Source organism: Micromonospora sp. NPDC051300, assembly GCF_044455315.1.
In the GTDB taxonomy this organism is placed as follows: domain Bacteria; phylum Actinomycetota; class Actinomycetes; order Mycobacteriales; family Micromonosporaceae; genus Micromonospora; species Micromonospora robiginosa.
In genome coordinates this window covers 155,185-179,680 of the sequence record NZ_JBITEP010000001.1, presented here as the reverse complement: position 1 = coordinate 179,680, position 24,496 = coordinate 155,185, and the positions used below count along the sequence as shown (strand labels likewise).

The following is a 24,496-nucleotide window of genomic DNA, read 5'->3' as shown; positions in this document are numbered from 1 at the left end:
GCCACCAGTACCGCCACGCTGGCCCACACCGCTACACCCACGCACCCGCCCGCCGGTCCACACCGCCACGCCGGGCCAGCCCCCGTGCCGCCCTGCCGTGACGCGGACCGAGCGCGGACCGATCCATTCTCGCCATCAAGTTTGTAGGCACCAGAGCGAGGGGCCGCCCCGGATGGTGCTGGCGGCAGCCCCGAGCGCCAGCAGCCGGCGCAACAAGGCACTGAGCCGACACCGGCCGGGCCGAGCGCGCGACCGACCTCAGCTTTGGGTGCGATTGTTGTCAGATCATGGACTCCCCTGCCCCCTTCGCACCTCCGCACGAAGGGCATCACCGCTGCTCACCGAGCACCCCCCGGCGGTTCGAGCACCAACCAGCAGCCGAACTGCGGCCAGCACCGACCGTTACGGAGGGCTATCTTCGCATCACGAAAAGTGAATGATGTGGGGAGGACTCTTGCCCGCGAACGACGAATTCTTCCGCTCCAAGAAGGCAGCCGCCGTGCTCAAGCACGGCATCCTCAAGCGCTATCCGGTGGTGTTCGCGTCCAAGACGGGTCAGGGCAACCCGATCGTCTTCCTGGACGGTTACGCCGGACGGGGCGAGTACGACGGCGGGGAGCCGGGTTCACCGCTGCTCCTGTCCCGGTGCGCCGAGTTCGTTCAGGGCTTCCGCGACGTGCTGGCGTTCTTCGTTGAACAGGATCCGGACAGCTACGCGAACCTGGAACAGGTCCTCCGCGAGAAGGGCGGCCCGGTCCAACGTGAATTGCGCCAGGGCAGCCTCGACCAGCACCTCCCCGAGTTGTTGGCTCGGGCCAAGGGCTCCTCGCTGTTCGCCTTCCTCGATCCGTTCGGCCCGGCCCTCGACTTCGACCTGATCCGCGCCCGGCTGCTCGGTCGGCCCAGTTGGCCACCCACCGAGGTGTTGCTGCACTTCAGCGTCTCCACCGTGGCCCGGATGGGCCGCGCCGTCCACGTCGCCGGCCAGCGCCCCGGCGGCCTGTCGGGGAGCGAACAGAAAGCCGCCGCTCGACTGGACCGGTTCCTCGGTGGGGCATGGTGGCGCGACTATTTCGCCAAGGTGTCGGACGCGCAGGACGACGAGCGTGCGACCGACGTCGCACTGCGGGTCGCGGACAGGTACGCCCGGAACCTCACCGAGGGATCGGACTACCAGGCGGTGCGCATGCCCGTGCGGCCACGGCCCGGCCTCGCGCCGAAGTACGTCCTCACTCTGTTCACCAGGCACGGCGAAGGAGCCTGGCACTTTGCCGACACCCTGGGTAAGGCCGGTGTCGAATGGGAGGAGGCGTGGGTGAGGGAACAGCTTCGCCGCGGCGATCACCTAGGTGACACGTTGTTCGGCGACGGTCCTGTCTTCGATGCCGAGCAGTACAAGGCCGAGAACGCCCCGCGCTGGTCGCGGACGATCGAGCGGAACCTCGTGAAGACGCTGGAACAGCATGCATCTTTCAAGATCGTGGATCGCGTTCCCGAGGTCTACGGTGAGGCGCTCGGACAGGCATGGGCCCCGCACGTGCGGCAGGCCGTCAAGGCGCTGTACCGGCAGGGACAGATCAGCTGCCCCGGCACGGGCGACTTCTGGAAAGAGGTTGTCTGGCGCCCGTGACGGGATCGCCAGACCCCGGCACCCTAGGCCGACGCGAGCGCGCGGGGCAGTGGCATCTCATCCCAGGTCCGGCCGTCCAGCAGCCGACCACCGACCTTCGGCGTGCGCCCGCCCCACTGCTTGAAGAAGAAGGCGGTGCCGGCAGAGGTGCACTGATCCCGTAGGTCACGGACCCACGCCGGATCCATCGAGCGGCAGCCACGCCCCGACTCTCCTCCTGCAATCAGCCAGTCGATGCCGTCGAGATCGAGCGCAGCCAGTGGGCCGAGCAGCGGCTCCGCCGAAATAAAGCGCACTGCGGCCGGCACCCCGCGCAGTTGCTCGACCCGCTCTCGTTGCGTTCCGTCCTCAACGCTCACGCCGATCCAGACATTCGCCGGCCAGTCGAGGTGGTGAGCGACCTTCGCCAAACGCGCGGCTCGCTTGGTGAGTACCTGGTAGGTATGCCGCGGCGTCTCGCGCATCACCGTGAACACCTGTTGGACGTAGTCGAGGGGAACGCGGGCATGAAAGAGGTCCGACATGGAATTGACGAAAACAGTACGCGGGTCACGCCAGCGGCGAGGAATGTCCAGGGCATCGGTGTGCAGGGCGACACCGAAGCCCGGGCCAGAGGTGCGCGGGTCGCCATCGGTCTGGTATTTCGTCGAGCCCATGGCCTTGAGGCGCTTCGCCAGAGTCAACGCGTAGCAGTTGTCGCAACCGGCGGAGATGCGGTCACAACCGGTGGTGGGATTCCAGGTTGCTTCCGTCCATTCGATGGCGCTCTTGTCGGCCATGCGCCCCTCCTTCCGATCGCGAAGTGCCCATCTTGTCGAACATCCGTACGCATGGGAAGGGTGAGGCCGCTTTCCGACCGATCTCTCGCCTTCATTGTCTGAACGATTCCTCAACGGCCCGGTGGCGGGCCGCCGTCGAGGTGCCCGCGCGAACCCGGGCACCCCGAGGCGAGCAAGGTGGTCAGCGGCCGGCGCGGGCCGCCACGGCGGTGTCGGGCTGGTCGGCGAACGCACCGTCCAGGCCCAACCCGAAGAAGAGCTCGTACTCGGACGTGATGTCGCCGCGCGCGTTCGGGTCGGCGCCGAGGCGGAAGTCGAGCGGCAGGAACTGGTTCTCGGCACGGAACGTCCAGGCGTGCACCACCAGGCCGAGCCGGTGCGCGTCCCGGATCACCGAGGTCGGCGCGAGCAGCCGTCCGGCGGCGTCGCGGGGCACGATCAGGTTCTTGTTCAGGCCGACGCCGTCCGCGTACCGGGAGACCCAGGCCAGGCCGGCGGCGGTGGCCAGATCGGCGTAGGTCCGGCGGTCGCCGGCCGCGGTGAAGTCGTAGGGCGCGCCCGTCGCGTCCATGAGCTGGACCAGCCGCACGTCGATCATCTTGTCCAGCTTGCGCAGGTTGGCGGTCTCGAAGCTCTGCACGAAGACCGGGTCGTTCCGATGGGTCAGCCGGTTCTTGCGGAGCGCCGCGACCAGCGGCTCCTCCAGCGCGAGCCCGATCGACGCGAAGTAGGTGGGGTGCTTCGTCTCCGGGTAGACGCCGATGGTCCGGCCCCGGGCCTTCGACTCGGTCCGGGCCAGGTCGACGACCTCCTGGAAGGTGGGGATCTCGAAGCGCCCGTCGAACGCGGTGTTGGTCGGCCGCACCTGCGGCAGCCGCTCCTTGGCCCGCAGCGTCCTCAGCTCGGCGAGCGTGAAGTCCTCGGTGAACCAGCCGGTCACCGCCACGCCGTCGATGGTCTTGGTGGCCCTGCGGGCGGCGAACTCGGGGTGGGCGGCCACGTCCGTGGTACCCGAGATCTCGTTCTCGTGCCGGGCCACCAGGACGCCGTCCTTCGTCGAGACCAGGTCCGGCTCGATGAAGTCGGCGCCCTGCCGGATGGCCAGCCGGTAGGACTCCAGGGTGTGCTCCGGGCGGTAGCCGCTGGCGCCCCGGTGGCCGATCACCAGCGGCCGCTGGGCCGCGCGGGGTCGCTCGGCGCGGTCCGGGTCGGCCTGGGCGGCCACGGTCGGCGCCACCACGGCCGCCGCCGCGAGCAGCGCGCCGGCCAGGCCGAGAGCGGAAAGGGTACGTCGCAAGGCCGTCTCCTGTCGTCGATGGGTACGCACAGCAGACCCGGCGCGGTTGACGCCCAGTTGGTCGGTTCCTGACCTGCCGGTGAATCTCCGGACGGAAGATGACGTGGTGCGCCGTCTGCTCCGGAAGCCGGTACGGCTGGTGCCGCTCGGGTTCCTGGCGGTGATCCTGATCGGCACCGGGCTGCTCATGCTGCCCTGGGCCACCAGCCAGCAGCGCTGGACGCCGTTCCTGACCGCGCTGTTCACCTCCACCTCGGCGGTCTCGGTGACCGGCCTGGCGATCACCGACACGCCGAACTACTGGAACGACTTCGGCCTCGTGATGATCACCGTGCTGACCCAGCTCGGCGGCCTCGGCATCCTGACCGGCGCGGCACTGGTGATCCTCGCGGTGTCCCGGCAGCTCGGCCTGCGCAACCGGCTGCTCGTGCAGGCCGAGACCGCCGAGTTCGGCCTCGGCGACGTACGCCGGCTGCTGCTGCGCATCGCGGTCACCGTGTTCGTCACCGAGGCGCTGATGACCGCCCTGATCAGCGGGCGGTTCTGGCTGGTCTACGACTACCCGCCCGGGCGGGCGCTCTGGTCGGCCGTGTTCCACTCGGTCCAGGCGTTCAACAACGGCGGCTTCACGCTCTACACCGACGGGCTTGTCGCGTTCTCCCGGGACCCGTGGGTGGCGTTGCCGCTCAGCTTCGGCGCGATCATCGGCGGGCTCGGCTTCCCGGCGCTGTTCGAGGCGGTGCGGGAGTGGCGGCAACCCCGCCGGTGGGCGGTCGCCACCAAGCTGACCGTCTGGGGCAGCGTGGCGCTCACCGCCTTCGGCCTCGGCTACCTGCTGGTCTCCGAGTGGCGGAACCCGTACACGCTGGGCACGTTCGACGCGCCGGGGAAGGTGCTCGCCGCGTTCACCCAGATCGCGTTGAGCCGCACCGGCGGGTTCGACGTGATCCACGTCGGGCGGCTCACCGAGGAGAGCTACCCGATGTTGATCGGCCTGATGTTCGTCGGCGGCGGCAGCGCGAGCACCGCCGGCGGCATCAAGGTCTCCACGTTCTTCCTGCTCGGCTTCGCCATCTGGGCGGAGCTGCGCGGCGAGCCGGACACCACGGTCGGCCGCCGCCGGGTGTCCCCGGCGAGCCAGCGGCAGGCCCTGACGGTCGCCCTGCTGAGCGTGGCGCTGGTGGCCGGCGGCACGGTCGTGCTGATCGCGATGACCGACGAGGTGCGCTACTACGCCGCGCTGTTCGAGGTCACCTCCGCGTTCAGCACCACCGGCCTCACCGTCGGTCTCGCCCAACGGCTGCCCGCGCCCGGCGTCTACCTGCTGACCGCGCTCATGTACGTCGGCCGGATCGGACCGCTCACCCTCGGCTCGGCGATCGCGTTGAACACCCGACGACGGCTGTACCGCTATCCGGAGGAGCAACCCATTGTCGGCTAGACACTCGGACGACACCGGCGTCGTGGTCATCGGCCTGGGACGGTTCGGCTACCACCTGGCCGGCGCGCTGACGCGCCTCGACCACGAGGTGCTCGCCGTCGACCGGGACCCGGCGGTGGTCCAGCGGTGGTCCGCCGAACTGGACCGGGTGGTGCAGGCCGACGCCACCGAGGAGGCGGCGTTGCGCCAGCTCGGCGTGGGTGACTTCGACCGGGTGGTGGTCGCCATCGGCGCGTCGGTCGAGGCCAGCGTGCTGACCGTGCTGGCGCTGACCGAGCTGGGCGTACCGCAGATCTGGGCGCGGGCCACCTCGGCGAAGCACGCCAAGATCCTGCACTCGGTCGGCGCGCACCACGTGGTGTTCCCGGAGGCGGAGACCGGCGAACGGGTCGCGCACCTGATCGTCAGCCGGATGCTCGACTTCATCGAGTTCGGCGACGACTTCGCCATCGCCAAGGTCCGGGTGCCGGCGCCGCTGGTCGGGCGCGCCCTGCGCGAGCTGGCCCCGCGCGAGCGGTACGGCGTGATGGTGGTCGGCGCGAAGCTGCCCGGCGAACCGTTCCGCTACGCCGGGCCGGACATGGTCCTCGCGCCGGAGAGCGTGCTCATCGTGGAGGGCGGCATCACGCAGGTGCAGCGCTTCGCGGCGCTGACCTGACCGTCAGCCCTTCGGGCCCTTGCCGCCCTTCCCGCCCTTGCCGGGTCCACCCCCCTTCGGCTGCTCACCTACCCTTTTCCCTTGCCACCGTCCTTGCCCTTCTTGCCCGGCTTCGGCGGCTCCGCCTTGGGTTTCGGCGCCGGCTTCGCCTTCGTCGGCGCGCTCCGGGTGGTGGTCTTCGTGGTCTTCGCGGTCGGCTTGGCCGGCGCCTTCGTCCTCGGCGCGGTGGTGATCGGCACCGAACCGGCGATGCCGGACACCTGCACCCCGCACGCCCGGCCGCCGACCTCGAACTCCACCGGCAGCGTGTTGCTCCCGGTGTAGCGCCCGGCCAGCGTGAGCTTCGTCGACGCGCCAGGCGCCAGCGCCGGCGTGGCCGCCGGGGCCGCCACCGACACGGTCCGCCCGACCTGCCGGGCCGGCGGCTGGGCCGTGGTGACCGCCTGCTTGCCGGGGAAGCTGAAGCTCATCGTCCAGTCGCGCAGTTCCCGGCCGCTGGTGTTGGTGAGCGTCAGCTCGGCGGAGAAGTCCCTGCCGGTGTCGCGGCGCAGCGAGTAGTCGACCGCGCAGGGCGCCGGCTCCGGCAGCCCCATCCGCGCCTCGGTCGGCTCCACCCCGCCGCTGGCCGGGCTCCTCGACGTCACCCCCCACATCGCGGCGGTGACCGCGATCAGGCCGGCGGCGGCCACCCCGGCCTCCACCTTCCGACGGCGCGCCGCCGCCCGCCGGGTCCGGGTGCGGATCACCGAGTACGGCAGCGCGTCGGTCGCCGCCGACCAGGGCAGGATCGTGGTGCCGACGTTCTCGGTCAGCGCCGGGTCGACGCCACCGAACGCCGGGGACACCGGCACGATCGACGCGATCCCGACCGCCTCGGCGAGCGTACGGGCCACCTCGGTGGTGAGCGGGCGGTCCTCGGGGCGCTTCGCCAGGCACCGCTGCACCAGGTGGGCGACCGGCGCCGGCAGCTCCGGCACCGGCGGCATCGGGTCCGGGTCGCGGTACATGTGCGCGCGCAGCATCTCGGTCGTGGTGCTGGCCTGCCACGGCAGTCGGCCGGTGAGCATCCGGTAGAGCAGCAGGCCCACCGCGTAGACGTCGGTGGCCGGCGAGACGTGGCCGTTGTCCAGCCGCTCCGGGGCGAGGTAGGCGGGCGTGCCGAGCAGCGCGCCGTCCGGGCCCTTGTCGCTCTCCCCCACCAGCGCCGAGATGCCGAAGTCGACGACCTTCACGCCGGTCGGGGTGAGCATCACGTTGCCCGGGGTCACGTCCCGGTGCACCACGCCGCGGGCGTGCGCGGTGGCCAGCGCCGAGGCGACCTCCGCGCCGATGGTCAGCGCCTCCCGCCAGGGCAGTTGCCCGTCGCGGCCGAGCCGGCCACTCAGCGGGCCGCCGTCGACCAGTTCCATGACCACGTACGGCACGGTCAGCCCCACCTGGACCGACTCGCCGTAGTCGTACACGTTGGTGATGTTGGGGTGGCAGAGCCGCGCGGCGGCCTGCGCCTCGACGCGGATCCGGTGCCGGAACGCCTTGTCGGCGGCCAGCCGGGAGGCGAGCACCTTGACCGCCACCTGCCGGCCGAGCACCTCGTCGTAGCCGCGCCAGACCACCGACATGCCGCCGGCGCCCAACTGCTCGACCAGGCGGTAGCGCTCACCCAGCAGCTGCACGCCGTTCCTGCTCGCTGCACCCATGGTCGGTGCAGTTGCCCGAAGTGGCCTCCGGTACACCTGTCCGGTCGGAATCGGTCAGGAAAGTCACCCGTTCAGGCGGTCGCCAGGAGTTGGTCCACCGGGGCGAAGTCGTCGGTGAGCACCCGCGCGTCGCCGACCCAGGCGGCCGTCCGGGCCTCGTCGAGCAGTTCGGCCGGCTCGGGGAGACCTCGCAGCCGGGCGGGGATCCCGGCCAGCGGCAGCGGGACGTCCGAGGCGACGATGACGAAGTTCGCGCCGTGCCGCCCGGCGATCGCGCCCGGCGGGGCGATCAGCGCGACGTGGTCGAACACGGCCGAGACGGTGGCCAGCTCGGCCCGGATGAACCGGTCCGGCGGATAGTCGATGACGTTCTGCGCGTAGATCCCGTCCGGCCGGAGCACCCGCCGGATGTCCGCGGCCATCTCCCGGGTGGCCAGGTGCCACGGCACCACCAGGTGGCCGAACGCGTCGCCGACGACGAAGTCCCGGCTGTCGGTCGGCTCGCCGCCGAGCAGCACCCGCGCGTCGCCGACCTCGGCGCGCAGCTTCGGCCCGGTGCGCAGGCCCATCTCCCGCCGGTCCAGGTCGACCAGCCCGCCGTCGACCTCGAACACCAGGTTGTCGCTGCCGGGCCGGGTCGCCGCCAGGTAGGCGGGGACGGTGAAGCCGCCACCGCCCAGGTGCAGCGCGTCCATCGGCTGCCCGGCCGGCCGCGCCAGGTCCGCGACCAGGCCGATCCACTGGGCGTACGAGTATTTCAGGTGGGTCGGATCGGTCAGGTCGACGTAGGAGTGCTCGGCCGAGTTGAGGTAGAGCGTGCGGCCGTCGGGCGAACTCGGGTCCACCTCCACCCGGGCGCAGTGGTAGGCGGTCTCCACGTCGCACGGGTTCGGCGCCGCCGCGGTGAGCCCGGCGGCGGCGAGCCCGAGCAGCGCCAACGCCGCCTTGGCCCGCCCCGGCGTCGACAGGCCGGCGCCGGACCGCCGCCGCAGCCAGAAGCCGAGCGCCAGCCCGGTCACGCCCAGCACCGCGGCGAGCGCCAGCACGATCACCGAGCTGGGCAGCGCGGCCACCAGGATGAAGCCGGTGCCCAGCGTGGCGGTGATGCCGCCGAGCGTGCCGATGCTGGAGAGCTTGCCGACCACCTGGCCGGTGCGGCGCAGGTCGGCGAGCTGGAGCTTCACCACCAGCGGGGTGATCCCGGCCAGCAGCGCGGCGGGCAGCAGCACGGTCAACGCGGTCAGCAGGAGCACCGCGCTCGCCGCGCCGCCGCGCAACGCCTCACCGGCGTACCTGACGATCGGCAGCGTGACCGCGGTGGCGATGCCGGCCAGCACCAGGGCCGGGGCGAGCAGGGCGCGCGGGTCCCGCCGGTCGGCGAGCCACCCGCCCATCCACGCCCCGTACGCGATGGCGGCCAGCGCCATGCCGATGACCGAGCTGGTCACCTGGAGCGTCACCCCGACGTACGGGCCGACCAGGCGCAGCGAGACGGTCTCCAGCACCAGCACCGCCCCGCTGGACAGGAAGACCAGGAAGGCGGCGAGCCCGTTGGGCAGGGCGCGCGGCGGGGCCGGCGCGTCCGTCGCCGGCTCGATGACGATGTCGGACGATGTGCTGCTCACCGTCGCGAGGGTACGCGGCGTTCCTGGTCGTCCGGGTCAGTACATCGAGATGTGAACATGGTTTGTGTGGTCGGCGGCCGGGCTGCCACCGCCGCTGTACGCCCGCCAGCCGGTGTTCGGCATCCAGATCTGCCGGTACCAGATCACGTACATGATGCCGAGCCGGTTGGCGTTGTTCTTCGCCCAGCTCGCGAGCCGGTCGCCGTACGTCTTGTCGCCGCCGGTGGCGGTCTTGTCCTCGAACCCGCCGCTGGCGGCGGAGAAGTCGCAGGCCCGACCCTTGGGGTGCTCTCCGCCGCCGCCGCTGCGGTGGCAGGAGGCGTAGCGCGTGTAGCCGGCCGACTTGGCCTGCTGGAGCATGTGCAGCGTGCGCGGCGTGATACAGCCGCTGGCCGGCGTCGGGTCGTCCACCGAACAGGACTCCGACGGCCACGAGCCGTCCGAGTTGCGCGGGGCCGGCTTGGCCGACGAGGATCCGCCGCTGAATCCGGAGCCGGCGCCGGAGCTGACCTTCGCCAGCGCCACCTCGGCGTCCTTCTTCTTCCGGGCCAGCACGGCGACCTGCTTGGCCTGCTCCCGCACCTCGGCGTCGAGGGCCAGCTTCGACTCGGCGGCCTGCGCCTTCGCGGTGGCCAGGTCACCCAGGCGCTTGCTGTCCCGCTGCGCCATCATGTCCAGCTCGGCCGCCCGGTGCAGGAAGTCGTTCGGCCCGGAGCTGGCCAGCAGCATCGACACCGGGGTCAGCCGACCCTGCCGGTAGGACTGGACCGCGACCTCGCCGGCCTGGGCGGTCAACCCGACCAGGCGCGCCTCGATGTCCTTGAGCTGGACGGCCAGCTCGGCCTGGCGACGCTTGGAGTTGTCCAGCTTGTTCCGGGCGTCGATGTGCCCCTTCGCCGCGGCCTCCAGCGCCGCCCGGAGCTGCTTGCTGTCGCCCTCGTCGGGGGCGTTCGGGCTGGGCGCGGCGGCGGCCGGGCCGGCGGGGGCGAGGCCGGCGCCGAGCAGCACGGCGGTCGCGGCGAGCAGCGCCAGCAGTGACCGGCGGACGCGCCGGCCGGTGAGCCTGGTCCTGGGCACGTGATGGTCCTTCCGTCAACCGCGGTCACGATACCGGACCAGGCGCGCCGCGCCAGTTCCGTGACCGCCGACGACGCGGATCGTCGACGCAGCGTGTCGCGGGTGTCGCGCAGCGCTGCTCAGCGGGCCAGCAGCGCCGCGTACACGTCGTCCCAGATCTCCGGGCTGGCCGCGACCAGCAGGCCCCGACCCTCGTCGGCCGGGTGGTAGTCGGTGCCGTCGAAGCGCCGGGCCACCCCGCCGGCCTCCCGGACCAGCAGCGTGCCGGGGGTGTGGTCCCACGGCAGCGTGCGCCAGAACAGCACGAACTGCTGCGCGCCGGTGAGCACGTCCAGGTATTCCCGGCCGGCGCAGTGCTGGCCGGGCAGCAGCTCGCCGATCCGGCGGCCACCTGCTTCGACGTCGCGGCGGACGTCACCGGGCAGGAACTTCGTCATCGCGGTGCCGCGCAGCGCGTCGGGCGTCGGCCGGTCGGTCCGCACCGGCGTCCCGTCGAGCGTGGCGCCCGCGTCGAGCCGGCCGGCGGCCATCGTGTCGGCCAGTGGGTCGTAGACCCAGGAGGCCACCGGCACGCCGTCGGTGAGCAGCGCCGCCATCAGCGCGAACGGCCGCTTGCCGGCGGCGAAGTTGGAGGTGCCGTCGACCGGGTCGACGAGCCAGACGTCACCGGTGCCGCGCAGGTGCCGCAGCAGGTCCGGGTCCTCGGCGACGGCCTCCTCGCCGACCACCACCGAGCCGGGGCGCAACCGCCGCAGCCCTTCGGAGATCAGCTTCTCGGCCTCCCGGTCGGCGACGGTGACCACCTCGCCGGGCGCCTTCTCGGAGATGTCGGACGGGTCGAGCCGGCGGAACAGCGGCACGACGACCTCGGCCGCGGCCTCCCGCAGCAGCGCGGCGACGTCGTCCAGCAGCGGGTCAGCCACGCGGCGGCAGCTTGACCACGCTGACGAAGAACTCGTCGATCTGGCGGACCACCGAGATGAACCGCTCGAAGTCCACCGGCTTGGTCACGTAGGCGTTGGCGTGCAATTGGTAGCTGCGCAGGATGTCCTCGTCGGCCTGCGAGGTGGTGAGCACCACGACCGGGATCCGGCGCAGGTGCTCGTCGTTCTTGATCTCCTCCAGCACCTCCCGGCCGTCCCGGCGCGGCAGGTTCAGGTCGAGCAGGATCAGGTCCGGCGTGACCGCGTCCTCGTACGGGCCCTCGCGGCGCAGGTAGGCCAGCGCCTCGGCGCCGTCGGAGACGACCGTCAGGCGGTTGCGGAGCTTGTGCTCCTCGAACGCCTCCTGGGTCATCAGCACGTCGCCGGGGTCGTCCTCGACGAGCAGGACCTCGATCGGGCTCTTGCCGTCCGCCGGCGCGGTCATCCCACCGTCTCCTTCATGCCACCGTTTGTATCCTGTCGGTCCGTCCCCGGGTGCGACTCTTCGCGTGCCGCGCCGTCCGGCTGCTCCGCGACGTCCACCGGCGTGTCCTCGGCGGGCGTCCCGTCCGGCTCGACCGCGTCCGCGTCGGCCTGCTCGGCGGCCCGGGCCGCCTCGATGTCGGCCTCCGACGCCGGCAGCGTGAACCGGATCGCGGTGCCCTCCTCGGCCTCGGTGTCCACCCAGACCCGGCCGCCGTGGTATTCCACGATCTTCTTCACGATCGCGAGCCCGATGCCGGTGCCCGGGTACGCGTCCTTGGAGTGCAGCCGCTGGAAGATCACGAAGATCTTGTCGGCGAACTCCGGCTCGATGCCGATGCCGTTGTCCCGGCAGCTGATCTCCCACTCGCCGTCGACCAGCCGGGCCGAGACGTGCACCTTCGACGGCACGTCGGGGCGGCGGAACTTCACCGAGTTGCTGACCAGGTTGACCAGCAGATTGGTCAGCAGCGGCTCCTCGCCGCGGATGGTCGGCATCTCGTCCCAGGTCAGCTCCGCGTCGGCGTACTGCCGGGCCGCCTCGGTCTGACCGGCCACCTCGCCCATCACCCGGTTCAGGTCGACCTCGGTGAACCCGGTGGTGAGCCGACCGATCCGGGAGAACGCCAGCAGGTCGTTGATGAGCCGCTGCATCCGCTGCGCGCCGTCCACCGCGAACGCGATGTACTGGTCGGCCCGCTCGTCGAGCTGCCCGGCGTAGCGGCGCTGGAGGAGCTGGCAGAAACTGGCCACCTTGCGCAGCGGCTCCTGCAGGTCGTGCGAGGCGACGTACGCGAACTGCTCCAGGTCACGGTTGGACCGGGTCAGCTCCTCGGCCTGCTTCTGGAGCTGGTCGTTGACCCACTCGATCCGCTCCCGCGCCTGGCGTACCTCGTCCAGTTCCTGGGCGATCTTCTGCCGCATCAGGTCGATGTCGTCGGCCAGCCGACGGAACTCCGGCGGGCCCGACCCCTCGATGTGGTGCTGGTAGTCGCCCGCGGCGACCTCCCGCACCTGGCCGACCAGGCCGGCCAGCGGGCGGATCAGGATCCGGTCCAGCGAGAGCAGCATGACCGCGCCGGCCACCGCCACCACGAGGGCCGCGATGATCAACAGCACGACGAGCGCGTTGCTCGTCGAGTTGACCCGGTCGGCGGTCTCCTTCCGGACGGTGAGGACCTCGTCCTGGAGCGTGGTGATCGAACCCCTTATCCCGTCGAACTGCTGCCGGGTCTGGTCGGTGATCAGCGCCTGGCCCGCCGTCGGGCCGCCCCGGTCCGTCGCCGCGATCACCGGCTCGGCCACCTGGGCCCGCCACCGGGTGGTCTGCCGCTCGACCGCGTCCAGCTCCCGGCGCACGTCCGGGTAGTCGGCGGAGAGCCCGCGGATCGAGCCGATCAGCGCCTGCTCGCGCTGGACGCCGTCCCGGTAGGGGGCCAGGTCGTTGCGGTCACCGTTCACCGCGTAGCCGCGTACCGCGGTCTCCTGGTCCAGCAGGACGCTCATCAGCTCCTGCGCCTGGACCCGCAGCGGGCCGGTCTTGAGCAGCACCGCGTCGATGTTCTGCCGGTTCTTCGCGGCGACCGCCGCCTCCGCGGCGGCCAGCCCGAGCAGCAGCGCGAGGACCACGCCGAGCAGCGCGACCACCCGCCGCCGCAGCGTCCACCCCTGCCGGTACGCCTTCATCAGCGCCCCCCACCCCTGGTCACCAGCAACATCGCCACGTCGTCGGCGAGCGGGCCGCCGTTGATCTGCTCGGCCCGGCCGACCAGCCAGGCGGGCAGCTCGGAGAGCGGCACCGCGCGGTTGGCCGGGTCGGCCAGCAGACCGGTCAGCCCCGGCACGTCGAGCCGTTCGTCGCCGCCATCGACCCGACCCTCGATGAGGCCGTCGGTGTACATCAGCAGGGACCAGTCATCGGTGTCGAACTCCAGATCGAAGGCAACGGGGCGACGGGGCCGGACGCCGAGCAGCAGCCCGCCCTTGGCCGGCACCGGGGCGACCTTACCGCCGCTGAGCAGCAGCGGCGGCGGGTGACCGGCGAGCCGTACGGTGGCCCGGGCGGACGCCAGGTCGAGCCGGGCGGTGGCCACCGTCGCGAAGATCTCCTGGAGCCGGCGCTCGCTCATCAGCACCTGCTCCAGGGCCGGCAGCACCTCGTCGTCGGGCACCCCGGCCAGCACCAGCGCCCGCCAGGCGACCCGCAGCTCCACCCCGAGCGCCGCCTCGTCCACGCCGTGACCGCAGACGTCGCCGACGATCAGGTCGATCCGGTCCGGCCGGGTCTGCACCACGTCGTAGAAGTCGCCGCCGATCAGCGCGGCGTGCCGGCCGGGCCGGTAGAACGTGTGCACCGACACCTCGTCGGTGGTCATCAGCGGCTGCGGCAGCAGGCCGCGTTCCAGGCGGGCCGACTCGGCCTGGCGCAGCTCCACCTCGCGCAGCCGGCGAGCGTTCTCGTCGGCGCGCTTGCGTTCCACCGCGTAGCGCAGCGCCCGGGTCAGCAGGACGCCGTCGACCTGTCCCTTGACCAGGTAGTCCTGCGCGCCCTCGGCGACCGCGACGATGCCGAGGTGCTCGTCGGAACGGCCGGTCAGCACGCAGACCGCGGCGCCGCTGGCCATCTCCAGCACCCGGCGCAGCCCGTCCAGGCCCTGCGCGTCCGGCAGGCCCAGGTCGAGCAGGACGCAGTCGACGCCCATCACCCGCTGGCGGGCCTCGCTGAGGCTGGTGGCGACCAGCAGGTCGATCATCGAGTTGGTCTCGGCGAGCAGCTCGCCGACCAGGAAGGCGTCGCCCTCGTCGTCCTCGACCAGCAGCACCCGCAGCCGTTCGCCCGGTGGGAGGCCGCCGTGCAGCCCGGCGCCGGCACGCGGCACGACGGGAGCGCCCGGCGCGGTGGTCCCCCGGTGCGGCCGGGCCACCGCCGCGAGACGCGGGAGTTCGCTGGTGATGGCGGGCTCCTTCCGAGTGCCCTTGCAGATCCTGGCGGGAACAACGGTCGCACACAACACGAACCCCGCCGTGGCGGCGGGTGGGTGACCCGTCCACCCGGACAGCGACGCGGTTGACCCACGATGTTACGCGGGAGCGCTGCCAGCCCGGCAACGCACCGACCGGGGAGTGCCGCCGCGCGGGCGGGGTGCAGGATGATGCCCACCCCCGTAGATCCACCCCGAGGAGTTCCCGTGGGCGCACCCCCCACCCGCCCCGCCGACCGGGCCTTCGCCAAGCCCCGCCGCCGGCTGCTCGCCGCCGTCGCCGCGCCGGTGGCGCTGCTCGCCGTCGGGGCGGGCGTCCTGGTCGGCCTCGCCACCCCGACGCCACGCCCGGCGGACGCGCCGGCCGGCGAGTTCAGCGCCGCCCGGGCGTACCGGAACGTCGAGGTGATCGCGGCCCGGCCGCACGTGGCCGGCAGCGCCGCCAACGACCGGGTACGCGAGCACCTGGTCGGCACGCTGCGCGGGCTGGGCCTGCAGACCGAGGTGCAGGACGCGGTCGCGCCGGAGGCCGGTCAGCTCAGCAGCGCGGCCGGCGGGGCGACGCTGGCCCGGGTCCGCAACGTGGTGGCCCGGCTGCCCGGCACCGACCCGACCGGCAAGGTCTTCCTGGTCTCGCACTACGACTCGGTGCAGACCGGGCCGGGCGGCAACGACGACGCCGCCGGCACCGCCGCCATCCTGGAGGTGGCCCGGGCGCTGAGTGCCGGCCCGCGTCCCCGCAACGACGTGGTCTTCGTGCTCACCGACGCGGAGGAGGCGTGCCTGTGCGGCGCGGCCGGCTTCGCCGCCGACCACCCGCTCGCCGCGGACGGCGGGGTGGTGCTCAACCTGGAGGCGCGCGGCTCGACCGGACCGGTGATCATGTTCGAGACGTCGCGGAACAACGCGAAGCTGGTGGACGTGTTCGGCCGGGCCGCGCCGCACCCGGTGGGCACCTCGTTCGCGGTGGAGATCTACCGCGCGCTGCCCAACGACACCGACTTCACCGCGTTTCTCGACCAGAAGTTCGTCGGCCTCAACTCCGCCTACATCGACGGCGGCGCGATCTACCACACCCCGCTGGACGTGCCGGCCCGGATGGACCGGGGCAGCCTCCAGATGCACGGCGACAACGCGCTCGGCCTGGCCCGCGAGTTCGGCCGCACCGACCTGGGCGACCTGCGCTCCGGCCACGACGACACCTACTTCCCGGTGCTCGGCGGGCTGGTCCGCTATCCCGGCTGGCTGACCCTGCCGCTGGCGGTCGCCGCGCTGCTCGCCGTCGGCGCGCTGGGCTGGCTGCTGCGCCGCCGCGGCCGGGCCACCGTCGGCACGCTCGCCGCAGGCGTCGGCCTGGCCTTGGCACCGGTCGTGGTGGCCCCGCTGGGCGCATGGCTGCTCTGGGCCGCGATCACCACGATCCGTCCCGGGTACGCCGAGCTGCTCGACCCGTACCGTCCGGTCTGGTACCGCCTCGCCGTGGTGGCGCTCGCCGCGACCGTGCTGCTCTGCTGGTACGCCCTGCTCCGCCGCCGGGTCGGCCCGGCCGCGCTGGCCTTCGGCGGCCTGCTCTGGCTGGCCCTGTTCGGCGTGCTGCTCGCGGTGCTGGTGCCCGGCGGCGCGTACCTCACCACCCTGCCGGCGCTGGCCGGCGCCGTCGCCGGCCTCACGGCGCTGGCCACCCGTCTGGACGGCCCGTGGCCGGTGGTCGCGGTGACGCTGGCCGGCGCGGTGGCCGTGGTGGTGCTGCTGCCCCCGGTGGTGCTGCTCTTCCCGGCGCTCGGCATGGGCATGGGCGCGGTGGCAGCGCTTGTCGCGGTGCTGGTCGGGCTGGCCCTGCTGCCGGTGGTGGACCTGCTGCACCCGCGCGCCGGCGGCCAGCGCGGCCTGCTGGCGTTGCGTGCCCGCCGGCTCGGCGCGCTGCCGGCCGGCGCGGCGTTCGTCGCGGCGGCGGTGCTCGCCGGGGTCGGCCTGGCCGTCGACCGCTTCGACGCCGACCACCCCGTGCCCACCCACCTGATGTACGCGCTGGACGCCGGCACGAAGAAGGCCGCCTGGCTCAGCCACGAGGACAAGCCGCAGCCCTGGACCGACCGCTACGTCGACCGGACCATATCGGTGGCCGACGACTTCCCCGGACTCGGCGACGACGAACTGCGGGCCGGCCCGGCTGCCGCGGCCCCGTTGCCGGCGCCGAAGGTGGAGACGCTCGACGACAGTCGCAACGGCGGGCAGCGGGTGCTGCGGCTGCGGGTGACGCCGCAGCGGCAGGTGCGGCTGCTGACGCTGCACGTCGACACCCGCACCGCCACCGTGCGGGCCGCCTCGGCGGCCGGGCGGAACGTGCCGTTGAAGGCGCGCGACGGCCGGTGGGGCTTCGGCATCGTATTCCACGCCCCGCCGCCGGAGGGCGTCGAGGTGACGCTGACGCTGGTTCCTCGGGGCGAGACGGTGTCGGTGCGGGCGATGGACGCCAGCGACGGGTTGTCCGGGCTGCCCGGCTTCCGGCCTCGGCCGGCGAATGTGGGCGTGGTCGGCTCGCACAGCTCGGAGTTGCTGGCGGTGGCGCAGACGTACTCGCTCTAGATTTACTGCACCGGATGTCGAGGAGGGCCGGCCAGCTTCTACCCCCGGGTGGAAGCTGGCCATGCGACCCGAGGAGCAGACGATGAGCAAGGTGACCACCGGCGCGACCATGTCCCTGGACGGCTACGTGGCGGACCCGAAGCACGGCGGGTTCGAGCACCTCTTCCAGTGGTACGGCAACGGTGACGTGGAGGTGCCGACGGCCCATGCCGACATGACGTTCCGGACCTCGGCGGCCAGCGCCGCACACATCCGCGCGCTGGTCGAACGCACCGGGGCGCTCGTGGTCGGCCGCACGCTGTTCGACATCACCAACGGCTGGGGCGGCCGGCACCCGATGGACAAGCCGGTGGTCGTGGTGACCCACCGGGTGCCGGACGGCTGGGACGCCGAGGGCGAGTCGTTCGTGTTCGTCACCGACGGCATCGAGCGGGCCGTCGAACGCGCCCGCGCCCTCGCCGGCGGCAAGGAGGTCGGGGTGAACGGCGGGACGATCGCCCGGCAGGTGCTGGAGGCCGGGCTGCTGGACGAGGTGCACGTGGACCTGGTGCCGGTGCTGCTCGGTGACGGGATCCCGTTCTTCTCCGGGCTGGGCATCGCGCCGGTGCGGTTGGAGGGGCCGTTCCGGGTGGTCGAGGGGGTCGGCGTCACCCACCTGGCCTACCGGGTGCCGCGCTCCGCCTGATCCGCTCTCCCCGACGTCGAGGTCCGCCCGTCCGGGATCTCGGGTGTGGGCCTGTTCGCCCGCGCGCCCATCCCGGCCGGGACGGCGGTGTCCCGGCTCGTCACCGACGCGGAACTGGGCGACCTGCTCGCCCGACCGGACCGCCCCTACGTCGACACCATCACCGTGGCGGACGATCTGCACCTCGTGCTGCCGCCCGGGAGTCGCAACGGCAAGGGCAACCACGGTTGCGACCCGAACCTGTGGTGGGGCGGCCCGTTCACCCTGGTCACCCGCCGGGACGTCGCGGCCGGCGAGGAGCTGACGAACGACTACGCCACCAGCACCGGGACCGCCGACTTCGCGATGACGTGCGGATGCGGCGCGGCGCGCTGCCGTCGGATCGTCACCGGCGAGGACTGGCGGCCACAAGATCATCCAGACCGGCGCGAACAGTTCAGCGGTAGACGTCTTTCCGATGCCCGACGTCGTGGATGGTCAACTCGTCGCCGTCAAGGCAATAGAGCACCCGGTAGTCACCGACACGCAACCGACGCCCGTTTCCGTCGCGCATCTCGGTGGAGTTCTGCGGCGCGGGGTCGGAAACGAGGCCGAGGATGGCGCTCAGGACGGCGAGGAAGACGTTGCGCGGCTGCTTGTGCAGCCAGACCAGCACATCCCGGTCGATCTGGACCTTCACGCCGCCTCACCGTTGGCGCGGTCGGCCAGCAGGGCCTCCACCTCCTTCGGATCGACGCCAAGCGACTCCAGGGCCGCCGACAGCGGCACGAACTGGCCGTCAGCGCGGGAACGGGCGATCACCGCGGCATCTCGCCGGTCTCGATACGACTCGATCTCTTCCCACTCGTCGATGCCGATCAGCACGGCGACGGGTCGTTCGTACTTGGTGATGATGACGGGCTCGCCGGTGCGCTCGACCGCCTCCAGCACCCGGCCTGCGCCGTCGCGAAACTCCCGCAGCGTCATCCTCGTCATGTACCGAACCGTACCACGCGGTACCATCGAGTCGCCGTCGCGCCGCAGAAGCGGCGGTAACCTCCTGGCCGGGGCGAACCCCGCTCGCTACGCTGCGCCGCATGCGGCTGGAGAAGGTCACCCCGGACAACTACGAGGCGGCACTCGGCCTGTCGGTGCACCCCGACCAGGACGACCTGGTGGCGCCGGTGGTCAAGTCGCTGGCCGAGGCGTACGTCTTCCCGGAGCACGCCTGGCCCCGGCTGGTCTACGACGAGCACCGGCTGGTCGGCTTCCTCATGGCGTTCTTCGACATTCCGTGGAACGACGACCCGGACGACGTGCGCGCCGGCCTCTGGCGGCTGAACGTCGCCGCCGACGCCCAGGGCCGGGGCTACGGCCGGTTCGCGGTCGAGGCGGTGTGCGAGGAGATCCGCGCCCGGGGCGGCGACCGGGCGTACGTCACCTGGGAGCCCCGGCCCGGCGGCCCGGCGGAGTTCTACCTGAAGCTGGGCTTCCGGCCGACCGGCGAGCAGAGCGGCGGCCAGACCGTCGCCGTCCGGGACCTGTAGACCGGTCCCGTGTCGGCCCGGGCTGGCATGATCCGCGCCGTGGGCATCCTCTGTGACTACTTCTCCGACCCCACCGACGAGGCGGCAGCCACGGCCGCCGACGTCCCGGGTGGTCCGCGCGCCGCGTCCGATCCCGGTTTCGAGGTCGTCGAGCTGAAGGGGATCGAACCCGTCGTGCAGCTCGGCACGCTGGAGACGATCCTGACCGGCGTCGACTACGACGTGGTGGCGGAGAATCCGAGGCAGGGCCACGCCGTCGCGGTCCGGCGCGACGGGGAGGTGCTTGTCGTCTCGCTGACCGACGAGCTGTGCGCCGCGCTGGCCGACGCGCCGGAGAGCCGCCTCCACGAGGTGGCGGTGCAGTGGTCGGCGACCGAGGAGTTCCGAGGGCGGGCCGAGCCGTCGATCCTGGCCGGGGTCCTGGTCGAGCTGGCTGGTCTGGCCCGGCGCGCCGCGGCCCGCGGCGAACGGCTCTACTGCTGGGTCTGCGTCTGATCCGACGAGCGGGCGCTACTTCCAGCGGAAGTGCACGAACAGCCGGCCGAAGTTCTTCGAGTCCTTCTCGACCCGGTGGTAGAGCTGCTTGACGTCCTTCTGGTCGAGGAAGCGCAGCACCTTCTTCTTCAGCGCGCCGGAGCCCTTACCCGGGATGATCTCCACGAGCGTGGCCTTCTTCGCCACCGCCTCTTCCATGATCCCGCGCAGCGCGCGGTCGATGTCGTGGCCCTTGTTGTAGATGTCGTGGAGGTCGAGCTTGAGCTTCACGCGTCCATCCTAGGTATGTCGAGGGGCAGCCCACCCGGGCTGCCCCTCGCCAGAACTAACGACCCACTCGCCCCTCGACCCGGCGAAGGGCGGTGGCGTAGTCGGTGTTGGTGGAGTGCATGGCCGCCGCGATGCGCAGGTGCCGCAGCGCGTCCGCCGGCCGGTTCATCCGCTCCAGCGTGCGACCGAGCACGTGGTGCGCGTAGTGGTCGCTCGGGTCCCGGTCGACCAGCTCACGCAGGTGCTCCTCGGCCCGGTTGAGCTGGGCCGACTGGAAGTAGGCACGGGCCAGCAACTGCCGCACCGAGGAGTTGTCGGGCTCCGCCTCGATGATCGGCTCGAGCAGCCGGGCCGCCCCGGTCGGGTCCCCCGAGTCGAAGAACATGGTTGCCCGCCGGTACTCCGCCAGAAGGTCCACTCGACCCACCTCCTCGTGTCGCGTCAGCCCTTTGTCCGACGCTGGCACAACACCGGCGGAACCGCGAGTGTTCCATCCGGTGACGATCAGGGCGTGGGGTCGTACCTGTCGCCCACCAGCTCCCAAGCCCGGACACCACCCACGATTCCCGCCGTGTTCGGGACGACCACGACATCGTCTCCCATCCTGGCCACCTGTTCGGGCCGGATCAGCCGCGAGTTGCCGCCGCCGAGGTAGAGCCGGTCCCAGCGGAACACCGGCCGCAGGCCGTCCACCACCTGCCGGATCCGCCGCGACCAGAACGCGTCGCCCAGCCGCCGCCGTTCCGGCTCCCCGACGTACGTGTCGTAGGTGGTGTTCCACCGCACCGGCGCGTGCGACAGCTCCAGGTGCGGGGCGATCGTCCCGCCGTCGAAGAGCGCGCTGCCCAGCCCGGTGCCGAGCGTCAGCACCAGCTCGCAGCCAGTCCCGGCGACCACGCCGGCGCCGTGCACCTCGGCGTCGTTGAGGACCAGCGCGGGCACGCCGAACGCCTCGGCCAGCGCGCCCCGCGCGTCGTACCCGGACCACTCCGCGACCAGGTCCGGGTCCACGCGGCTGCGCGGCCCGGCGCGGGTCACGTAGTGCGGGGTGGCCACCACCACGCCGTGCCGGATCATGCCGGGCATGCCGACGGTGAGCCGGTCCGCGGCGGGCAGCCGGGCGCCGAGATCCCGCAGCGTCTCCACGAACAAGGCCGGGGGCAGGGGGTACGGCGTGGGCACGCGCAACGGGCGGGCCCGCATGGTGCCGGCGGCGTCCAGCACGGAGGCCTTGATCCCGCCGCCCCCGCAGTCGATCGCCAGTGTGGTCGCCACGGCTGTGAGTCTCCCTCAGACCGGCGTCGCCCCGAGCGCGGGTCACGGTAATCCGGATGCGCCCGCCGGTAGGCTCGGTGACCTGATGAGCGCCACGTTGATCGCCAAGGATCTCACCGCCGGCCACGGTGACCGTCTCCTCTTCTCCGACCTGAGCCTGGTCGTCGCGCCCGGCGACGTGGTCGGCCTGGTCGGGGTGAACGGCGCCGGCAAGTCCACGCTGCTGCGCACGCTCGCCGGGCTCCAGCCGCGCGAGCAGGGTTCGGTGGCGTTGAGCCCGCCCGGCGCCACGGTCGGCTACCTGCCGCAGGAGCCGGAACGCCGGCCGGGTGAGACGGTCCGCGACTTCCTGTCCCGGCGCACCGGGGTGACCGCCGCGCAGGCCGCGCTGGACGCCGCCACCGAGGCGCTGACCGCCGGGGCGGCCGGCGCCGACGACGCGTACGCGACCGCTCTGGAACGGTGGTTGGACCTGGGCGGTGCGGACCTGGACGAACGGGCCGAGCAGGTCGCCGCGGAGCTGGGCCTCGACGTCGGCCTGGACCATCCCACGGTCGGGCTCTCCGGCGGCCAGGCGGCCCGCGCCGGGCTGGCGTCGCTGCTGCTCAGCCGCTACGACATCTTCCTGTTGGACGAGCCCACGAACGACCTCGACCTGGCCGGGCTGGACCGGCTGGAACGCTTCGTCACCGGGCTGCGCGCCGGCACCGTGCTGGTCAGCCACGACCGCGAGTTCCTCACCCGCACGGTGAACCGGATCGTGGAGCTGGACCTGCACCAGCGGCAGGTCAACCACTACGGCGGCGGCTACGCGGCCTACCTGGAGGAGCGTGCCGTGGCGCGCCGGCACGCCCGCGAGGAGTTCGAGGAGTACGCCGACACGAAGGCCGGCCTGGAGGCGCGCGCCCGGACCCAGCGGGCCTGGATGGAGAAGGGCGTGAAGAACGCCCGGCGCAAGGCCACCGACAACGACAAGATCGGCCGCAAGTTCCGGGCCGAGTCGACCGAGAAGCAGGCCGCAAAGGCCAAGCAGACCGCCCGGCTGATCGAGCGGCTGGAGGTGGTCGAGGAGCCGCGCAAGGAGTGGGAGCTGCGGATGGAGATCGCCGCCGCGCCCCGCGCCGGCGCCGTCGTGGCCTCGCTCCGCGCAGCGGTGGTACGCCGGGGCGGCTTCACGCTCGGCCCGGTGGACCTCCAGGTCGACTGGGCGGACCGGGTGGCGATCACCGGGGCGAACGGCTCCGGCAAGAGCACCCTGCTGGCCGCGCTGCTGGGCCGGCTGCCGCTGGACGAGGGGCACGCCGCGCTCGGCCCCGGAGTCGTGGTGGGCGAGGTCGACCAGGCCCGCGGGCTGTTCCTCGGCGACCAGCCGCTGCTCGACGCGTTCGCCGCCGCCGTACCCGAACTCAACCCGGCGGACGTGCGGACGCTGCTGGCCAAGTTCGGCCTGCGCGCCGACCACGTGCTGCGCCCGGCGGCGACGCTGTCCCCCGGCGAGCGGACCCGGGCCGCGCTGGCCCTGCTCCAGGGTCGCGGGGTCAACCTGCTGGTGCTCGACGAGCCGACCAACCACCTCGACCTGGCCGCGATCGAGCAGTTGGAGTCGGCGCTGGCGAGCTACCCCGGCACGCTGCTGCTGGTGACCCACGACCGGCGGATGCTCGACGCGGTGAGCGTGAACCGGCGGCTGCGGGTGACGGACGGACGGATCGCCGAGGACTGATCCGTGCCGACCGGCCGGTCCGGGGCCACAATGACCCCATGCCCAAGTGGGAGTACGCGTTGCTGGTCCGCCGTCGCCAGGCCGCCGCCACCGACGCCGGGTGGGAGATCGTCTTCATCTGGTACGGCCCGGACGGCTCCATGGTCGACGTCACGCCCTACGGCGACACCGCGCTGGCCCACCTGAACCGGGCCGGTGACCAGGGCTGGGAACTGGTCGCGATGAGCGAGGACCCGTCCCTGCCGGGCAACAACGAGCTGCACCGCTACCACCTCAAGCGCCCGAAGCCGGCCGCCCCCCAGCCCCGCCAGCGCATGCGCCCCTCCCGCCGAACCCTCTCCCCCTGACATCCTTCTTCCTGCGCGTCGATTATGAAGTTGACGGCAGTGCGTGCCCGATTTGTCACCGCCAACCTCATGGTCGACACCCCCTCTCGGGGCAGTTGGGGTCGGCGCCCCGGCTGGGCTCGGGGTTGATCAAGGAGTTCGTGTCGGGCGCGGGCGCGTCCGGCGACACGAACTCCTTGATCACTGGCCGGCGCGGGCCGGGCGCACAAGGGTGGGGGATGTGTATCGGGGTGGAATGGGGGTAACGCGCGGCCGGAGGTGGCGCATGGTGGCGATGGGGCAGGCCGCGCTCTCGGGTGAGCGGCTCCGGCAGGCCGACGGGTTCCTCGCCGAGGCGTGGGCCGACCTGGCGCGGCACGACGAGCGACTACGTGGCACGACCGTCGAGGTGCGCTTCGACCGGGGGGTGGCACACCTGACCGGTGAGGTCGCCGACCCGGCCGAGCTACGGCTGGTCCGGGATCTGATCGGCCGCCTGGACGGGGTGCTCGGGGTCTGGTGCCGGGTGGGCGTGGCCGGGCGGGCGCCGGTGGTGGTGGACCTGGGCTGCGGCGCGACCAAGCAGTGGCCGGGGAACCTGGGGCTGGACATCTATCCGGCGGCGGGGGTGGACGCGGTCGCCAACCTCTCCGGCTCGCTGCCGCTGCGGGACGACTCGGTGGACGTGTTCTTCGCCGTGCACATCGTCGAGCACCTGATCGACTTCCTGCCGCTGTTCGACGAGTGTCACCGGGTGCTGCGGCCGGGCGGGGTGCTGCACGTGATGAGCCCGTGGTGGCGGCACGTCAACGCGGTGGCCGACCCGACGCACGTCCGCCTCCTCGACGTGCAGACCTTCAAGGGCATCTGCGGTCAGCGCCCACCGGGCGCCCCGCGCTGGTATCCGCTGCACGTGGGCTGCGACGGCGCGTCCATCTTCGCCGACCTCACCCCGCTCCCCGCCGACGCCCCCGCCCCACCCCCGTCCCACCTGGCCCGCTTCTTCGACTGACCCCGCC

The 24,496-nt window shown here is 72.4% G+C and carries 24 protein-coding genes and 1 pseudogene; 11 read left to right on the top strand and 14 right to left on the bottom strand.

Features of this window, described 5'->3' with window-relative positions; translation table 11 throughout:
* Positions 1-454 precede the first annotated feature (454 nt).
* Positions 455-1,630: a three-Cys-motif partner protein TcmP gene (gene tcmP, locus ACIA5A_RS00880; RefSeq protein ID WP_396755134.1), complete on the top strand. Its 1,176-nt coding sequence runs from the start codon at positions 455-457 to the stop codon at positions 1,628-1,630.
* Positions 1,631-1,653: 23 nt separating this feature from the next.
* Here the strand turns inward: tcmP and ACIA5A_RS00875 are convergent, their stop codons facing one another.
* Positions 1,654-2,409 carry a DUF5131 family protein gene (locus ACIA5A_RS00875; RefSeq protein ID WP_396755132.1) on the bottom strand — a complete coding sequence of 252 codons (756 nt, stop codon included), beginning with the start codon at positions 2,407-2,409 and terminating at the stop codon, positions 1,654-1,656.
* Positions 2,410-2,590: 181 nt separating this feature from the next.
* Entirely contained in the window at positions 2,591-3,706 is a 1,116-nt protein-coding gene (locus ACIA5A_RS00870; RefSeq protein ID WP_396755130.1) for a glycerophosphodiester phosphodiesterase, read from the bottom strand.
* A gap of 106 nt (positions 3,707-3,812) precedes the next feature.
* Here ACIA5A_RS00870 and ACIA5A_RS00865 point away from each other — a divergent pair, with 106 nt between their 5' ends.
* Both ACIA5A_RS00865 and ACIA5A_RS00860 read left to right on the top strand, forming a co-directional pair.
* Entirely contained in the window at positions 3,813-5,147 is a 1,335-nt protein-coding gene (locus ACIA5A_RS00865; protein ID WP_396755128.1) for a TrkH family potassium uptake protein, read from the top strand.
* Positions 5,137-5,805: a potassium channel family protein gene (locus ACIA5A_RS00860; protein WP_396755126.1), complete on the top strand. Its 669-nt coding sequence runs from the start codon at positions 5,137-5,139 to the stop codon at positions 5,803-5,805. Before ACIA5A_RS00865 ends, ACIA5A_RS00860 begins: the two co-directional genes overlap by 11 nt.
* A 68-nt stretch (positions 5,806-5,873) precedes the next feature.
* Here the strand turns inward: ACIA5A_RS00860 and ACIA5A_RS00855 are convergent, their stop codons facing one another.
* The 7 genes from ACIA5A_RS00855 to ACIA5A_RS00825 form a co-directional block, all read right to left on the bottom strand.
* Positions 5,874-7,502, bottom strand: coding sequence for a protein kinase (locus ACIA5A_RS00855; protein ID WP_396755124.1), 1,629 nt, complete (start codon positions 7,500-7,502; stop codon positions 5,874-5,876).
* A 71-nt stretch (positions 7,503-7,573) separates the two neighbouring features.
* Positions 7,574-9,127: a fused MFS/spermidine synthase gene (locus ACIA5A_RS00850; protein WP_396755122.1), complete on the bottom strand. Its 1,554-nt coding sequence runs from the start codon at positions 9,125-9,127 to the stop codon at positions 7,574-7,576.
* Between the two features lie 36 nt (positions 9,128-9,163).
* Entirely contained in the window at positions 9,164-10,204 is a 1,041-nt protein-coding gene (locus tag ACIA5A_RS00845; RefSeq protein WP_396755120.1) for a coiled-coil domain-containing protein, read from the bottom strand.
* A gap of 119 nt (positions 10,205-10,323) precedes the next feature.
* A complete protein-coding gene (locus ACIA5A_RS00840; protein ID WP_396755118.1) occupies positions 10,324-11,127 on the bottom strand; it encodes an inositol monophosphatase family protein in 804 nt (267 codons plus the stop codon).
* Complete coding sequence (locus tag ACIA5A_RS00835) at positions 11,120-11,572, bottom strand: response regulator (protein ID WP_181570494.1); 453 nt, start codon at positions 11,570-11,572, stop codon at positions 11,120-11,122. Before ACIA5A_RS00835 ends, ACIA5A_RS00840 begins: the two co-directional genes overlap by 8 nt.
* Positions 11,569-13,296, bottom strand: a complete 1,728-nt coding sequence (locus ACIA5A_RS00830) for an ATP-binding protein (protein WP_396755116.1) — start codon at positions 13,294-13,296, stop codon at positions 11,569-11,571. Before ACIA5A_RS00830 ends, ACIA5A_RS00835 begins: the two co-directional genes overlap by 4 nt.
* On the bottom strand, positions 13,296-14,534 hold the full coding sequence (locus tag ACIA5A_RS00825; RefSeq protein WP_396755114.1) for a PP2C family protein-serine/threonine phosphatase: 1,239 nt from the start codon (positions 14,532-14,534) through the stop codon (positions 13,296-13,298). Before ACIA5A_RS00825 ends, ACIA5A_RS00830 begins: the two co-directional genes overlap by 1 nt.
* 264 nt (positions 14,535-14,798) lie before the next feature.
* On the opposite strand from ACIA5A_RS00825, the gene ACIA5A_RS00820 reads away from it, so the two are divergent.
* From ACIA5A_RS00820 to ACIA5A_RS00810, 3 genes and pseudogenes are all read left to right on the top strand, one after another.
* Positions 14,799-17,177 carry a M28 family peptidase gene (locus ACIA5A_RS00820; RefSeq protein WP_396755112.1) on the top strand — a complete coding sequence of 793 codons (2,379 nt, stop codon included), beginning with the start codon at positions 14,799-14,801 and terminating at the stop codon, positions 17,175-17,177.
* An 82-nt stretch (positions 17,178-17,259) separates the two neighbouring features.
* The gene (locus tag ACIA5A_RS00815; RefSeq protein WP_396755110.1) at positions 17,260-17,862 is read left to right on the top strand and encodes a dihydrofolate reductase family protein; all 603 of its coding nucleotides are present in this window, start codon (positions 17,260-17,262) and stop codon (positions 17,860-17,862) included.
* A 45-nt stretch (positions 17,863-17,907) separates the two neighbouring features.
* A pseudogene (locus ACIA5A_RS00810) lies at positions 17,908-18,165 on the top strand (SET domain-containing protein-lysine N-methyltransferase); the annotation flags it as partial.
* Positions 18,166-18,298: 133 nt separating this feature from the next.
* On the opposite strand, the gene ACIA5A_RS00805 reads toward ACIA5A_RS00810, so the two are convergent.
* The gene (locus ACIA5A_RS00805; protein ID WP_396755108.1) at positions 18,299-18,541 is read right to left on the bottom strand and encodes a type II toxin-antitoxin system RelE/ParE family toxin; all 243 of its coding nucleotides are present in this window, start codon (positions 18,539-18,541) and stop codon (positions 18,299-18,301) included.
* Complete coding sequence (locus ACIA5A_RS00800) at positions 18,538-18,837, bottom strand: type II toxin-antitoxin system Phd/YefM family antitoxin (protein WP_396755106.1); 300 nt, start codon at positions 18,835-18,837, stop codon at positions 18,538-18,540. Before ACIA5A_RS00800 ends, ACIA5A_RS00805 begins: the two co-directional genes overlap by 4 nt.
* A 101-nt stretch (positions 18,838-18,938) precedes the next feature.
* Between ACIA5A_RS00800 and ACIA5A_RS00795 the strand changes: the two genes are divergently transcribed.
* Both ACIA5A_RS00795 and ACIA5A_RS00790 read left to right on the top strand, forming a co-directional pair.
* A complete protein-coding gene (locus ACIA5A_RS00795; protein ID WP_396755104.1) occupies positions 18,939-19,388 on the top strand; it encodes a GNAT family N-acetyltransferase in 450 nt (149 codons plus the stop codon).
* Between the two features lie 39 nt (positions 19,389-19,427).
* On the top strand, positions 19,428-19,883 hold the full coding sequence (locus tag ACIA5A_RS00790; RefSeq protein ID WP_396755102.1) for a hypothetical protein: 456 nt from the start codon (positions 19,428-19,430) through the stop codon (positions 19,881-19,883).
* Between the two features lie 15 nt (positions 19,884-19,898).
* Here the strand turns inward: ACIA5A_RS00790 and ACIA5A_RS00785 are convergent, their stop codons facing one another.
* From ACIA5A_RS00785 to ACIA5A_RS00775, 3 genes are all read right to left on the bottom strand, one after another.
* Positions 19,899-20,153: a Smr/MutS family protein gene (locus tag ACIA5A_RS00785; protein WP_396755100.1), complete on the bottom strand. Its 255-nt coding sequence runs from the start codon at positions 20,151-20,153 to the stop codon at positions 19,899-19,901.
* A gap of 55 nt (positions 20,154-20,208) precedes the next feature.
* The gene (locus ACIA5A_RS00780) at positions 20,209-20,571 is read right to left on the bottom strand and encodes a M48 family metallopeptidase (protein WP_181570501.1); all 363 of its coding nucleotides are present in this window, start codon (positions 20,569-20,571) and stop codon (positions 20,209-20,211) included.
* An 86-nt stretch (positions 20,572-20,657) separates the two neighbouring features.
* Positions 20,658-21,428, bottom strand: a complete 771-nt coding sequence (locus tag ACIA5A_RS00775) for an ROK family protein (protein WP_396755098.1) — start codon at positions 21,426-21,428, stop codon at positions 20,658-20,660.
* An 85-nt stretch (positions 21,429-21,513) separates the two neighbouring features.
* Here ACIA5A_RS00775 and ACIA5A_RS00770 point away from each other — a divergent pair, with 85 nt between their 5' ends.
* The 3 genes from ACIA5A_RS00770 (at position 21,514) to ACIA5A_RS00760 (ending at position 24,489) form a co-directional block, all read left to right on the top strand.
* A complete protein-coding gene (locus ACIA5A_RS00770; protein WP_396755097.1) occupies positions 21,514-23,151 on the top strand; it encodes an ABC-F family ATP-binding cassette domain-containing protein in 1,638 nt (545 codons plus the stop codon).
* A 38-nt stretch (positions 23,152-23,189) separates the two neighbouring features.
* Positions 23,190-23,498: a hypothetical protein gene (locus ACIA5A_RS00765; protein WP_396755095.1), complete on the top strand. Its 309-nt coding sequence runs from the start codon at positions 23,190-23,192 to the stop codon at positions 23,496-23,498.
* Between the two features lie 265 nt (positions 23,499-23,763).
* A complete protein-coding gene (locus tag ACIA5A_RS00760) occupies positions 23,764-24,489 on the top strand; it encodes a methyltransferase domain-containing protein (RefSeq protein WP_396755093.1) in 726 nt (241 codons plus the stop codon).
* Positions 24,490-24,496: the final 7 nt, after the last annotated feature.